This is a genomic window from Corynebacterium sp. 51B, from assembly GCF_008930785.1.
GTDB lineage: Bacteria > Actinomycetota > Actinomycetes > Mycobacteriales > Mycobacteriaceae > Corynebacterium > Corynebacterium megadyptis.
Genome location: NZ_PQMK01000003.1, coordinates 174,807 through 187,891 on the forward strand (window position 1 = coordinate 174,807; position 13,085 = coordinate 187,891).

The 13,085-nt window shown below is 64.3% G+C and carries 13 protein-coding genes; 4 read left to right on the top strand and 9 right to left on the bottom strand.

Annotation, left to right across the window (positions count from 1 at the left end):
• Nucleotides 1-19: 19 nt before the first annotated feature.
• Genes GBB14_RS05205 through GBB14_RS05215 form a run of 3 tightly spaced genes read right to left on the bottom strand, consistent with a single transcriptional unit; the run spans nucleotide 20 to nucleotide 3,557 of the window.
• Nucleotides 20-769, bottom strand: coding sequence for a succinate dehydrogenase/fumarate reductase iron-sulfur subunit (locus GBB14_RS05205; protein WP_151529311.1), 750 nt, complete (start codon nucleotides 767-769; stop codon nucleotides 20-22).
• Complete coding sequence (locus GBB14_RS05210) at nucleotides 769-2,778, bottom strand: fumarate reductase/succinate dehydrogenase flavoprotein subunit (RefSeq protein ID WP_151529312.1); 2,010 nt, start codon at nucleotides 2,776-2,778, stop codon at nucleotides 769-771. The genes GBB14_RS05205 and GBB14_RS05210 overlap by 1 nt, the downstream gene beginning before the upstream one ends.
• A 23-nt stretch (nucleotides 2,779-2,801) precedes the next feature.
• Nucleotides 2,802-3,557, bottom strand: a complete 756-nt coding sequence (locus GBB14_RS05215; protein ID WP_151529313.1) for a succinate dehydrogenase cytochrome b subunit — start codon at nucleotides 3,555-3,557, stop codon at nucleotides 2,802-2,804.
• Between the two features lie 593 nt (nucleotides 3,558-4,150).
• On the opposite strand from GBB14_RS05215, the gene ramB reads away from it, so the two are divergent.
• Both ramB and menE read left to right on the top strand, forming a co-directional pair.
• Complete coding sequence (ramB, locus tag GBB14_RS05220; protein ID WP_151529314.1) at nucleotides 4,151-5,572, top strand: acetate metabolism transcriptional regulator RamB; 1,422 nt, start codon at nucleotides 4,151-4,153, stop codon at nucleotides 5,570-5,572.
• 25 nt (nucleotides 5,573-5,597) lie between these two features.
• Nucleotides 5,598-6,734 (top strand): o-succinylbenzoate--CoA ligase, encoded by a 1,137-nt coding sequence (gene menE, locus GBB14_RS05225; protein WP_151529315.1) that lies wholly within the window; start codon nucleotides 5,598-5,600, stop codon nucleotides 6,732-6,734.
• Here menE and GBB14_RS05230 read toward each other — a convergent pair.
• Nucleotides 6,731-7,564: a glycosyltransferase gene (locus GBB14_RS05230; RefSeq protein WP_151529316.1), complete on the bottom strand. Its 834-nt coding sequence runs from the start codon at nucleotides 7,562-7,564 to the stop codon at nucleotides 6,731-6,733. The genes menE and GBB14_RS05230 overlap by 4 nt on opposite strands.
• A gap of 88 nt (nucleotides 7,565-7,652) precedes the next feature.
• Between GBB14_RS05230 and GBB14_RS05235 the strand changes: the two genes are divergently transcribed.
• Nucleotides 7,653-8,546: a 1,4-dihydroxy-2-naphthoate polyprenyltransferase gene (locus GBB14_RS05235; protein ID WP_151529317.1), complete on the top strand. Its 894-nt coding sequence runs from the start codon at nucleotides 7,653-7,655 to the stop codon at nucleotides 8,544-8,546.
• A gap of 6 nt (nucleotides 8,547-8,552) precedes the next feature.
• Here the strand turns inward: GBB14_RS05235 and GBB14_RS05240 are convergent, their stop codons facing one another.
• Nucleotides 8,553-8,873: a DUF4229 domain-containing protein gene (locus tag GBB14_RS05240; RefSeq protein WP_225976591.1), complete on the bottom strand. Its 321-nt coding sequence runs from the start codon at nucleotides 8,871-8,873 to the stop codon at nucleotides 8,553-8,555.
• A gap of 80 nt (nucleotides 8,874-8,953) precedes the next feature.
• Between GBB14_RS05240 and GBB14_RS05245 the strand changes: the two genes are divergently transcribed.
• A complete protein-coding gene (locus GBB14_RS05245; protein WP_151529318.1) occupies nucleotides 8,954-9,334 on the top strand; it encodes a hypothetical protein in 381 nt (126 codons plus the stop codon).
• Between the two features lie 6 nt (nucleotides 9,335-9,340).
• Here the strand turns inward: GBB14_RS05245 and rfbA are convergent, their stop codons facing one another.
• From rfbA to ccsB, 4 genes are all read right to left on the bottom strand, one after another.
• Nucleotides 9,341-10,225, bottom strand: a complete 885-nt coding sequence (rfbA, locus tag GBB14_RS05250) for a glucose-1-phosphate thymidylyltransferase RfbA (RefSeq protein WP_151529319.1) — start codon at nucleotides 10,223-10,225, stop codon at nucleotides 9,341-9,343.
• Nucleotides 10,222-10,839, bottom strand: a complete 618-nt coding sequence (gene rfbC / locus GBB14_RS05255) for a dTDP-4-dehydrorhamnose 3,5-epimerase (RefSeq protein WP_151529320.1) — start codon at nucleotides 10,837-10,839, stop codon at nucleotides 10,222-10,224. Before rfbC ends, rfbA begins: the two co-directional genes overlap by 4 nt.
• Before the next feature lie 54 nt (nucleotides 10,840-10,893).
• Nucleotides 10,894-11,877: a dTDP-glucose 4,6-dehydratase gene (gene rfbB, locus GBB14_RS05260; RefSeq protein ID WP_151529321.1), complete on the bottom strand. Its 984-nt coding sequence runs from the start codon at nucleotides 11,875-11,877 to the stop codon at nucleotides 10,894-10,896.
• A 75-nt stretch (nucleotides 11,878-11,952) separates the two neighbouring features.
• Nucleotides 11,953-12,966 carry a c-type cytochrome biogenesis protein CcsB gene (gene ccsB / locus GBB14_RS05265; protein WP_192796188.1) on the bottom strand — a complete coding sequence of 338 codons (1,014 nt, stop codon included), beginning with the start codon at nucleotides 12,964-12,966 and terminating at the stop codon, nucleotides 11,953-11,955.
• Nucleotides 12,967-13,085: the final 119 nt, after the last annotated feature.

Genomic DNA, 13,085 nt, shown 5'->3' on the forward strand with positions numbered 1-13,085 from the left:
GCAAATGTTAAGAATAAGCTTAGCGATCCTTGCCCGAGAATGCAGCTCGGGCCCGCTCATAGTTGATGGATGCCACAGCGGTCAGCGGGATGCTGGCCGGGCACACATCGGCACATTCACCGTACAGCGAGCAGGGGCCGAAGTTGGTCTCCAGCTCGTCGATCATATTGCGGGCGCGGCGGCCGCGCTCTTCCTTGCCGAGAGGCATCATGCGCAGGTGCACCAGCTTGGCGCCGGTGAACAGGTGAGCGGCACCATTCGGGCAGGCGGCCACACAGGCACCACAGCCGATGCAGGCTGCGTGATCCAGTGCGAACTCGTTGTCCTCATAGTTCATGTGCATGGTGTCAGCGTCCGGCGCGGTACCCGCGTTGACGGTGACATAGCCACCCTTTTGCATGACGCGGTCAAGGGCGGAGCGGTCAATGACCATGTCCTTGATCACGGGGTAGGCGGCGGAGCGCATCGGCTCGATCTGCAGCTTGTCGCCATCCTTGAAGTCCATCAGGCGCTGCTGGCAGGCCGGAGTGTTCTTCAGGGGGCCGTGCGGACGGCCGTTGACCATCACGCCACAGGTTCCGCAGATACCCTCGCGGCAGTCAGAGGCGAAGGCGAAAGGCTCCTTGCCCTCTTCAACGTACTGGGAGTTGACGTGGTCGAGCAGCTCGAGGACCGACATCTGCGGTACAGCGTCCGGAACCTCGACAGGCTCGTAATGTCCCTCGGTGTTTGGGCCAGCTTGGCGCCAAATCTCTAGATGCAGTTTCATTACTTGTAATTCCTTGTCATCAGCGGAACGGCTTCGAAGTACAGCGGTTCGGCGTGGCGGATGAACTTACCCTCGCCGGCGGGCTCCCAGGCGGAGACGAAGCACCAGTGCTCGTCGTCACGGCGGGCCTCGCCGTCTTCGGTGAGGTGATCCTCGCGGTAGTGCGCACCGCAGGACTCGTCGCGGTCAAGAGCGTCGACGCACATGAGCTCGCCCAGGTCGATGTAGTCGGCCACGCGCAGGCCGTACTCCAGCACCTGGTTCATCTCATCGGCCTTGCCGGGGATGTTGACGTTGGCCCAGAAGTCCTTGCGCAGGGCGCGGATCTTCTCGATGCCATCGGCCAGGTCCTTCTCGTTACGGGACACGCCACAAGAGAAGTACAGGATCTCACCGAGCTGACGGTGGAAGTACTCCGGGCCGTGGTCGCCCTTGACGTTCATCAGCGTGGAGATGCGGTCCTTCGCGCGCTGCACGGCGGCCTTGGCCTCCGGAGAGTCCTCGGAGAGGACTTCCTTGCCCAGGTGCTCGCCGAGGTAGTTCGGAACGGTGAACGGGATGGTGAACCAGCCGTCCACAGATGCCGAGAGCAGCGAGTTCGCGCCGAGGCGGTTCGCACCGTGGTAGGTCCAACCGCACTCACCGGCGGCGAAGAGACCATCCACGGAGGTCATCAGGTTGAAGTCGGTCCACAGGCCACCCATGGTGAAGTGACAGGTGGGGGCAATACGCATCGGCACCTTGTAGGGGTTCTCGCCGGTGGCCTCTTCATACATGGTGAAGAGGTTGCCGTAACGAGCACGGATCTTGTCCTCGCCGAGACGCTGGATGGCGTCGCGGAAGTCCAGGTACGCCGAGTTGTGCAGCGGCCCAACGCCGAGGCCCTTGTTGATCTGCTGGGAGATCGCACGGGAGGCCACGTCGCGGGGCACGAGGTTACCGAATGCCGGGTAGCGGCGCTCGAGGAAGTAGTCGCGCTCCTCCTCGGGGATGCTATTGGCGTCGCGGTCGTCCTTCTCTACCACTGGGGACCAGATGCGGCCGTCATTACGCAGCGACTCCGACATCAGGATGGTCTTGGACTGCCAGTGCGAGTTGACGGGCAGGCCGGTCGGGTGGAACTGGATGAAGGACGGGGAAGCCAAGTAGGCGCCCGCATCGTAGGCACGCATCATGGCGGATGCGTTGGAGTTCTTTGCCAGCGTAGACATGTGGTAGACGTTGCCGTAACCACCGGTGGCCAGTACCACAGCGTGAGCGGTGTGGGCCTTGATCTCGCCGGTAATGAGGTTGCGCATGACCACGCCATCGCAGTGCTTGCCGCCCTCACGCTCGTTGATGATCAAATCCACCATCTCGTTGTGGGTGAAGATCTCAACGGTGCCCTCGTGGATCTGGCGCTGCAGCGCGGATGCAGCGGAGAGCTGCAGCTGCTGGCCTGTTTGACCACGGGTGTAGTAGGTGCGGGAAACCTGCACACCACCGAAGGAACGGGTGGCTAGGGTGCCGCCATACTCGCGAGCGAAGGGAGCACCGATGGCGCTCATGTGGTCGATCACGCGCACGGACTCATAGGCCAGACGCCAGCAGTCATGCTCGCGGCAGCGGTAGTCGCCGCCCTTCACGGTGTCCTTGACGTGGCGGTAGGCGCCGTCGTTGTCCACCTTCTTGCCGCGGGCGGAGTTCACACCACCCTGGGCAGCAATGGAGTGCGCACGACGCGGGGCGTCGTGATAGGTGAAGCACTGGACGTTATAACCGAGCTCGCCGAGAGCCGCGGCTGCGCCGCCGCCGGAGAGGCCGGTGCCCACCACGATCACGTTGAACTTACGGCGGTTCAGCGGGGAGACCAGGGTCATGTGGTCCTTCTGGTATTCCCACATGTCCTTGGTAGGAACGACGCCGTGCGGTGCCTGGTCATTGAGGACCGAGCCGAGGGTCACACCCTCCACTACGGAGGCAGGAGCCTCGAAGTTGTCGAGGAAGGACGTATCGATTTCTTTACTCATGGAACTTAACTCTCCTGGAATCCTTAGCTGACCCAGCCCGCAAGGACTGCGACGGGGATCAGCACATTGCCGATCAGGACGATGGCGGGAACAAGGTAAGCAACGAAGGAGAGCACAGCACGCCAGCGCTTACCCACAATGCCCAGGTCGCTCACTGCCACCCACATGCCGTGGGTGAGGTGCAGGAACAGGCAGAGCTGAGCAATGATGTAGAAGATGGCCACGGCCGGACGGCTGAAGGTTGCCACAACGTTGGCGTATACCTCACCGTGCTCGAAGGACGCGGATGCTGCCGGCTGGACACCAACGGTCAGGTCCAGAATGTGGAAGATGATGAAGGCCAGCAGCACGATGCCGGTGACGATCATGGTCTGCGTCGCGAAGCTCTGCAGACCGCCCATCTTGTTGGTGCGGCGGAACTTGCCGCGGGATTGGTGAGCACGGCCCACGATGGTGAAGGCTCCCCAGATGTGGAGAATAATGCCCACCAGCAGGACAATGCGCAGGATCCACAGCACCGACCCATAAGGCATAACGGGCTCACCGACGGTACGGAAGAACTCGCCGTACTCGTCGAGCGCGGGGCGGCCATCATGATCCGGCAAGAAGATCTTCAGGTTACCCACCATGTGGACGACGACGAATCCGGCAAAGATCAGGCCGGTAATCGCCATCGTGAGCTTCACGGCCCAGGTGGGATAACCCGGCCGCTCGCGGAGTGGTTTTTCAGTAATTTTGCCGTGCGCGATTGCGTCACGGTCGTCATATTTAACAGTCATGGCACCTCCAGTGTCGCTAATACCTTACGGCCGTTTTCACAGGCGGAACCACTCGCTCCATCACGGGGTGACCCAACTCACAACGCTATAACTAGCATGTTCTGTGTTCTTTAGGTTAGGCTCGCCTCTAGAAGAAGTGTGCTGCGCGGCCATTATGGCAGTTCACTGCGAATTCTCATTCCTCTATCAGGATACGCGGTCGGTGGGCCGTTTCGAGATTCACATTTACCCCAAGCTCCACAATCAACCCCTATCGGGGGCACTTTCGCGATCCGCAATTACGCAACATTTTTGATTCTTAATTCACCTCACGCGCCAGCATCGGGCCCACGAGTGCTCAGCGCACCCCACCCCAGTCCCACCGCCGCCATAGCGGGATATATGACCAGCTCAGGGCGTCGATAAGAGCCCCATAAACAACGCTCAAGATGGCGCCGCATCAGGGGTAGAACCGCGGAAAACCACACCCATAGGTGGGCGTATATATGCCGCAGCCCGGCGCGCGGACACCCCGAATACGCGGGTGAACAGGCGCTGCCCCTGGGGCGGGCCGCGATCCGGTTGAGGTGATGCCGCTCACGTACTATGTCTCTATGGGAAAAACATACGTGGGTTCTAGGTTGCGGCAGCTGCGGCGGGAACGTGACCTCAGCCAAGCGTCCCTCGCGGACACGCTGGGGCTTTCCGCCTCGTATGTCAATCAGATTGAACACGATGTGCGCCCGCTGACCGTATCGGTGCTGTCCAAAATCACCGAGGCCTTCGGAATTGACGCCACCTTCTTCTCCCACGAGGACGATTCTCGGCTTCTCGCCGAGGTCAAAGACGTGATCGCGGACAAGGAGCTGGTGGCCCAGCCGGTGGATCTGGCCGAGCTCTCCGAGGTGGTGGCCGATCACCCCACGGTGGCCAAGACCATCGTGGACATGCACCGGCGCTACCGCATCATCCGCGATAAGCTCTCGCTGCTCACCGACGAACGCAGCCACAGCGAGGAGATGAAGGATCACACCGGCGATCTGCTGGAGATGCCCCACGAGCAGGTGCGGGATTTCATCCACGCCAATAACAATTACTTCCACCAGCTCGACACCGCGGCGGAGCAGCTGCACCAGAAGCTGGGGCTGCAGCTCAGCTCTACTCCCGCCACCTTGGCGGCGCTGCACCAGTACATCACCGAGCAGCACGGGGTCACAGTGCTGCCCACCACCACCGGCACCACCCTGCACCGCTATGACCCCAGCACCGCCACGCTGGAGATCTCCAGCCTCATCGGACCAGGCCAGCAGGCGTTTCGGATCGCCAGTGTGCTCGCCCACCTCGAGCACGGCTTAGAGCTGGAGCGGCTGGTCGAGGAGGCGGACTTCAGCACCCGTGAATCCTCCCTGCTGGCGCTGCGCGGCCTGGCCAGCTACTACGCCGCCGCGCTGCTGCTGCCCTATACCGAGTTCCACGAACTGGTGGACAAGACCCGCTATGACTTGGAGTACCTGGCCAACTACACCGGCCTCGGCTTCGAGACCATCTGCCACCGCGTCTCGACGCTGCAGCGCCCTGAGCGGCGGGGCATTCCTTTTACCTTCATCCGCGTCGACCGCGCCGGCAATATGTCCAAGCGGCTGTCCGCCGGGGGCTTTCACTTCACTCATTCCGGCGGCACCTGCCCGCTGTGGAATGTCTACGAGGCCTTCTCCAATCCAGGGCATGTGCAGCGCCAATATGCCTCTATGCCCGATGGCCGCACCTATGTGTGGGTCGCCCGCACCGTCAGCCATCGCTATGGCACCTTCGACCAGGGCGGCAAGGAATTCGCGATCGGCTTGGGCTGCGAGGCCCGGCACGCGGGGCGCATGGTGTATTTCGATGCGCTGCCGGTGAATAACCCGGCCGCCGCGGTGCCCATCGGCCCCGGCTGTCGGGTGTGTGCCCGCACGGATTGCGCGCAGCGCGCCTTCCCCGCCATCCAGGGCATTGCGCGCTTCGACGCCCACTCCTCCTCCCTCGCCGCCTACTAGCAGGCCCGCGGCTACCATGAGATTCATGCTGGAAGCCCTGCCTGTCTCCCCCGCTGACCCTGCCGCCATCCTGCCTGATCTCGCCGCGGCCCTCGCCGGTGAACGCAGCCTGCTGCCGCTGCCCGCCCGGGACCGCTCCCGCGCCCAGCAGCTGGCCCGCACTATGCGCGTCGGCGAGGAGATCGATCCCGAGGTGGCGCTGGTGGTCTCCACCTCCGGCTCCACCGGCACGCCCAAGGGGGCGCTGCTGAGCGGCGAGAATCTCGCCTCCTCGGCGGTGGCCACCCATAATGCCCTGCACGGGCCGGGGGCGTGGCTCTTGGCCTTGCCCGCCCATCACATCGCCGGGTTGCAGGTGCTTATCCGCAGCATCCTCGCCGAGACCACCCCCACCACCCTCGATGTCTCCGGCGGCTTTCACCTCGCCGCCTTCGCCCGCGCCACCGCCCAGGCCCGGCGCGCTGCCGGGCAGGATCCGCTCTACACCGCACTCGTGCCCAACCAGCTGCACAAGGCATTGGCGTCGCTGCAGGGCATCGAGGCTTTGCGGCTTTACGACGCCATCCTGGTCGGCGGCGGACCCACCACCGAAAGCACCCGCGCCGCCGCCCGGCGCCTCGGGATCTCCGTGGTGTGCACCTATGGTTCCTCGGAGACGGCGGGCGGCTGTATCTACGATGGCGTGCCCATCGAGTGGGCTTCGGTGAAACTCACGGGGCAGCATGGGCGGATTCATCTGGGCGGGCCGATGGTGGCCCGCGGCTACCGCAATGTGGGCCCGCAAGACACGGATGCTTTTGCCCACCCAGGCTGGTTTTCGACCAATGACTGCGGGCACATCACGGATGGCCTGCTGCAGGTGACCGGCCGGCTCGATGCGATCATCTCCTCCGGCGGGCTGAAGCTGCACCCCGAGGTGCTGGAGCAAGAGCTGCTCAATATCGCTGGGGTAGACACAGCGTGTGTCACCGGCATCCCCGATGAGCGCCTCGGCCAGGCCATTGTGGCGGCCTATACCGGCACGGCGCGGGTAGGCGAGATCATTGAGGCTCTCGATCATCTTCCCCGCTGGCAGTTGCCGAAGCAGTTGCTGCGGGTAGACGCCCTGCCGCTCACCGGCCCGGGCAAGGTGGATCGGCGGGCGGTGGCGCGGCTGTTCTAGCGATTCGCCTGATCGAGCGTGACGACGTCATCTCGGGTATAGAGCCGCGCAATGGCGGCATCATTGCCGTGGGCGAGGTTCTCCCGCACCAGCGGGTGCAGAGCCGCTGAGGGCAGCAGCGGGAAGGTGCGCGGTGTGTGCGCCACCTGCGCCACGGGCAGCTCGGCGCGCAGGGCGGTGTGGTGCAGCAGCAGATCATCGCAGTGCAGGCTGGGGGCAATATCCTCGCGGCGCAGCTGGGCGAGCCGTTGCACGAACCCCGGCGGGTAGCACACCCCGCTCACCCCGGTGGGCACGTGCAAAAGCGAGGCGCGGGTGCTGCGCACGGGATTCCAGTGGATATAGGGGGCGATGCGCTGGCCCTGCAGCCTGATCCGGTGGGCGCGGTGCGCGGTGATCTGCGTGGGCCGGGCCGCCGCAAGGAGCTGCGGCACGCACGCGGGCGGGTAGAGCACATCATCGTCGATGGTGATGAGCCAGCTCTGCGGGTGGGCCCGCGCCGCCGGTAAGTATTTGGTGTGTGGCCCCAGGCCCGGTTCTGCCTGGCGGATGCGCAGGCCGCGGGCGCAGAGCCGCTGCAGACCGGCCGAGCGCGGGGCGTGATAGTCCTGCGGTTCGAGCCACAATTCCACCGGGGAGGCATGCGCCACCGATTCGATGGCGAGATGCACCCAGCGCAGCCGGCGGCCATAGCTGCTGAGGCTAATGACCACGTGGGGGTGCTGCGGCACAGGGGTGCGCGAGGTGTGGTTGCGCCACACCAGCCGCAGCAGCAAGGGAAGATGACGCAGCGCGTTGATCGCCGCGGTAGAGAGATAGTTCAGCCACACACGCTTGAGATTAGCCGAGCAGACCCCGGCGCTGAGTTCAGCACCCCAAGCGCCACGAGGGGACGGGCCGCGGGTAGAAATAGTAGCTATGCAGAACTCCCGCTCCACCGCGACCGCCGCCGATTGGCTCGAAGGGGCCCGACCGCACACCTGGGCCAATGCTTTCGCCCCCGTGATTGCCGGCACGGGGGCCGCCGCCTATGCCCAAGGGGCCTCGCTGCCCCGCGCCCTGCTGGCGCTGCTGGTGGCATGGGCGTTGATTGTGGGCGTGAACTACGCCAATGACTACTCGGATGGGATCCGCGGCACCGATGATGATCGCTCCGGGCCGCTGCGGCTCACCGGCTCGGGTCTGGCGGCGCCGGCGAAGGTCAAGCGCGCCGCATTCGCTGCCTTCGGGGTGGCCGCACTAGCGGGGATTGTGCTCTCGCTGCTGAGCGCGTGGTGGCTGATCCTGGTAGGCATCGCCTGTATCGCGGGGGCGTGGTTCTACACCGGTGGCTCGCGCCCCTATGGCTATCGCGGGCTGGGCGAGGTGTCCGTGTTTGTGTTCTTTGGCCTCGTGGCCGTGCTGGGCACCGAGTTCACCCAAGCGGGTTCCATCAGTGCCGTGGGCGTGGTCTTGGCGGTGAGCGTGGGCGCGATGTCGGCCGCGGTGAACCTAGCCAATAACCTGCGCGATATCCCCTCCGATAGCGCCACCGGGAAAACCACGCTGGCGGTGATTCTCGGTGATAAGCGCACCCGCACCCTGTGGCTGGCGCTCATAGCCGTGCCGCTGGTGGCCATCCTGCTGCTCGCAGTCAGTGCCACTTGGTGGTGTGTGGTGGGTGTGCTGGCGGCGCCCTTCCTTGTGGCCGCGGCGCGGCCAGTGCGTGGCGGCGCCACCGGTGCGGCACTCATCCCCGTGCTGGGGCTGACCGGGCGCGGGATGCTGGTGTTTTCCCTCGTTATCGCTGCGGCGCTGACGCTGGCCAGCTAGCGCCGCTTAGCGATTGGCTAGTTCTTCCTCCACCCACTTCTTGTGGGCCTTGCGCTGCTCATCCCACTCGGCCATTTCGCCGGTGACGCGCATCCGCAGGGAGCTGAAGAGCAGTAACGAGAGCGGGAAGGCCACGAGGAGGGCCAGCAGCGCGCAGATGAGCCAGGGCACGGGGGAATCAATGAGCACCGCCGCCCCCTTGATGAGCGCGGTGAGTACGACGAAGAGCACAATGCGCGCGCCCGCATACAGCGCGGAGTCTTTCCACGCGCGGCTGCGCAGCTCTGTATCCAACTCCGGTGCGTCCGATTCAACCCTGCTAGTCACAAGCACCGAGTTTAGCCGTATCCTTGGGGGAAGAAAACGTAGCCCGCATCATTGTTTGTAGAGATCGGAGTTGTCAGCGAGTGGGTCGTCTCATCGTTCTCATTCTCATCATTGCCGCCCTGGTGCTGATCTGGAAGGCCTTTGGGCCATCGAGCTGGAAACGAAACAACCAGCTCCAGCAGTCGCAGCGGCCCGTCATCAAGGGCCCCGACGATGATGAGGAATTCCTCTGGGAGCTGGAAAAACGCCAGTTCAAGGAGCGGCGCGCCCGCCAGCAGGAACTCGAGCGCCAGGCCCAGGAGGCCGAGGAGCGGCGTCGCCGCGAACGCAGGCAGGAGCAGCGCCGGATCGAAGAGCAGCGCGCCGCTGAACAGCAGCCTGGCCCCGCCTCGGCGGATACGCCGCGAGAACAACCGGAGGATAACCCGGAGGAGAATCCCGAGGAGAAACCAGGCTCCTAGCTGGGTCTAGGCGCGGGCGGCGGCCTGTTCGCGCCGGAGAATCTCGCTCAAGTAGGCGCCATAGCCGGACTTCTCCAAACGCTGCGCCCGGATGCGCAGCTGCTCATCAGAGATCAGCCCCATGCGCCACGCCACCTCTTCTGGGCAGCTGATCTTGAGCCCTTGGCGCTTTTCGATGGTGCGCACAAAATCGCCGGCGTCCATGAGCGATTCATGGGTGCCGGTGTCCAGCCATGCGGTGCCCCGCGGCAGCACCTCCACCTGCAGCGCCTGCCGCTGCAAATAGTGGTTGTTGATATCGGTGATCTCGAGCTCGCCGCGAGCGCTCGGGGTGAGGCCGGCGGCGATATCTACCACCTCGTTGTCGTAGAAATACAGGCCCGGCACCGCGAACTGGGAGCGCGGCTGGGCCGGTTTTTCCTCCAGCGACAGCGCATTGCCCTCGCGGTCGAACTCCACCACCCCATAGGCGCTCGGATCAGCCACCCAATAGGCGAAGATCGCCCCGCCCTCCACCTCGGTGAAGCGGCGCAGCTGGGTGCCGAGGCCGGCGCCATAGAAGATATTATCGCCGAGAATCAACGCCACGCTGTCCTCTCCAATATGGTCCCGGCCGATGCGGAAGGCGTCGGCAAGCCCCCGTGGGGCGTCCTGGGTGGCGAAACTTAAGGAGATGCCGAATTGGGAGCCATCCCCGAGGAGGCGGCGAAACTGCGGCTCATCGTTCGGATCCACGATCACGAGAATGTCATCAATACCCGCCAGCATGAGCGTGGACAGCGGGTAGTAGATCATGGGCTTGTCATAGACCGGAACCAGCTGTTTGGAGACGCCCAGGGTGATGGGCCACAGCCGCGAACCGGTGCCGCCCGCGAGGATGATGCCTTTCACTGCTGCGCTTCCTCGTTCGCCAGCACCCACCCATCCTTGTACATGTTGAGCAGCTCCTCGCAGTCCTCGATGGTGGGCAGATGATCGCGGGCCTCGTCCAGCCCCGGGGCGGCGCGGTCCTTATCGCTCAGGATCGGATCGCTGACCGGCCATTCGATACCGAGGCTGCTATCGAGCGGATCGACGCCGAAATCGACGTTCGGGTCGTATTCGCTGGAGGTGAGATAGCAGACGGTGGAATCGCGCACCGCGGCAAAACCGTGGGCGAAGCCATCCGGGATGTAGAGGCACCGGCGATTCTCCTCAGAAAGGGTCACGCCCTCCCAGCGACCGAAGGTCTCCGAGCCGAGGCGCACATCCACCAACACATCCCAGATCTCGCCACTGACGCAGGTGACATACTTCTGCTGCCCGGGGAACACGGCGGTGAAGTGCAACCCGCGCAGGACTCCGGCCCGGGAGACAGACATATTCGCCTGCTGCAAAGCAAAGGGGTGGCCGGTGAAGGATTCAAACTCGGTGGCCTTAAACCACTCGTGGAAGCTGCCCCGCGCATCGGGGTGCACGGTGGGCTCGGTGTAGAAACTGGGCAGGGTGGAGAGTTCATGCAGCATAGGCACCACTATAGTGCCGCGCGGCGCGAGGCTGCACCCCGTTGAGCAGTGCGGCTAGACGCCGCGAGCGGCGTAGAGCTCCTCGGAGCGGGCATAGGCCGCCTGCCACCACTGCGGATTGCGACGATAAAACTCCACGGTCTCTTCCAGCCCGGCGCGCAGCGTGGTGTGCGCCGGCGCCCACCCGAGTTCCTCGGTGGAACTGGGATCGATGGCGTAGCGACGATCATGGCCGGGCCGATCGCGCACATACTCGATAGCGCCGCCGCCGATGATCTCGACGAGCAGTTCGGCCACGTCCCTATTGGAGGCCTCCCCATCCGCCCCGATGAGATAGGTGGAGCCGATCTTGCCGGCGTCGATAATGCGCCACACGGCGTCATTGTGATCGTCCACGTGAATCCAGTCCCGCACATTGCGGCCATCGCCGTAGAGGCGCACGGACTCGCCCTGCAGCAGCTTGAGGATTTGCCGGGGAATGAACTTCTCTGGGTGCTGATAGGGGCCGTAGTTATTGCTGCAATTAGAAATGGTCGCCTGCAGGCCATAGGAGCGCACGAAGGCGCGGATCATGTGATCGCTGGCCGCCTTCGACGCCGAATAGGGCGAGGAGGGCCGATAGGGGCTATCCACCTGGAAACGCTCCGCGGAGTCGAGAGGCAGATCGCCATAGACCTCATCGGTGGAGATGTGGTGCATGCGCACCCCATGCGCCACCGCGCACTTGGCGAGGGTCACCGTGCCCTCCACATTGGTACGGGCAAAAACCTCGGGGTGGTCGATGGAATTATCGTTGTGGCTTTCCGCGGCGAAGTGCACCAGGAGGTCGGCGTCGTGAAGCACCTCGTCCACGAGCTGCTCATCGCAGATAGTCCCCTGCACCAGCTGCGCGTCCGTACCGGCCAGACTATCGGGGTTGGCGGCGTAGGTAAGCGCGTCGAGAACAGTGATGCGCTCCACCTCGGGGCGAGTGAGTCGGGTGCGGCGAACAAAGTTCGCGCCAATGAAACCGGCGCCGCCGGTGACCACGAGATGCACGACAGAGGTCCTTTCTGCGCGGGCGAGGAGCGGGCGCGCCGCAGTGGCCACACCCGCTCGGTACAGGCAGGGGCGTTAGTTGAGGCCGGCGTAGGAGTGCAGGCCCGAGGTGACCATGTTGATGAAGAAGAGGTTGAACACCATGGTGCCGAGGCAGACCACGTTGATCCAGGCGGCGAATACGCGGCTGAAGGAGGGGATGGCGCGGGCGTGGAGATAGGCGGCCAAGAGCAGCCAGGTAACCAGCGACATGGTCTCCTTCGGATCCCAGCCCCAGAAACGACCCCACGCGGACTCCGCCCAGATCGCGCCCAGGGCAATACCCAGGCCGAAGATCGGCAGCGCCCAAATGGCCGTCTTATAGGCGATCTGGTCCAAGACCTTCGCCGCGGGCAGCGGCCGGGCCACCCGTCCCAAGAAGGTAGCGGGCTCCTTGCCCTTGGGGAAGCGGCTGCGGAAGAGGAACACCAGCGAGCCGAGGCCAGAGAGCATGCAGATAGAGGCGCCGGTGACCACGGTGGAAACGTGGATGGGATACCACATGGACTGCAGGGCCGGAACCAGCGGCGCGGACTCGGCATAGAGCTTGGTGCCGCCGAAGAACATCAGCGCCAGCACCGGGGTGAGCACCCACGGCCACAGCGCCGGGATGGCGCGGGAGGTGACCATCAGCGCGGTCACCAGCATGGTGCCGAAGGTAATGACGGAGACGTACTCGTAGAGGTTGCCGAAGGGGAAGCGGGAGGCAGAGACACCGCGCAGCACCAGGGAGGTGGCGTGCAGCACGATGCCGAGGAACACCATGGTCTGCGCCATATTGGCGAAGCGCTGCGCCTTCGCCTCTAGCTCAGCTGCCTTCTTCGTCGCGGCCGGCGGCAGGGTATCGGAGCTGCCGGAATCGGCATCCGATCCCGAGGCGGAGCTCGTCGTGCCCACGAGCGCGGGGCGTGTGGCGTCGATCGTGGCCTCCGCGGCGGCGGTGTGCTTCACGTAGTAGACGATCGCGAGTGCGAGCGCCAAGAAGTACACCACAAACGCCGAGGCGAAGGTGAGATCCGAAAACGTCGCCACAGACTGATTAACCGGCAGGGAATTCACTAGTCGTCCTATCCCGTCAAGAGTTTATTCTTCGTGAGAGTGTAGCGAACCTTAGGCCAATTTCAATAAGCCTGCCCTGCCCAGCGGGGCCCCGGCAGGAGCCGAGCGGC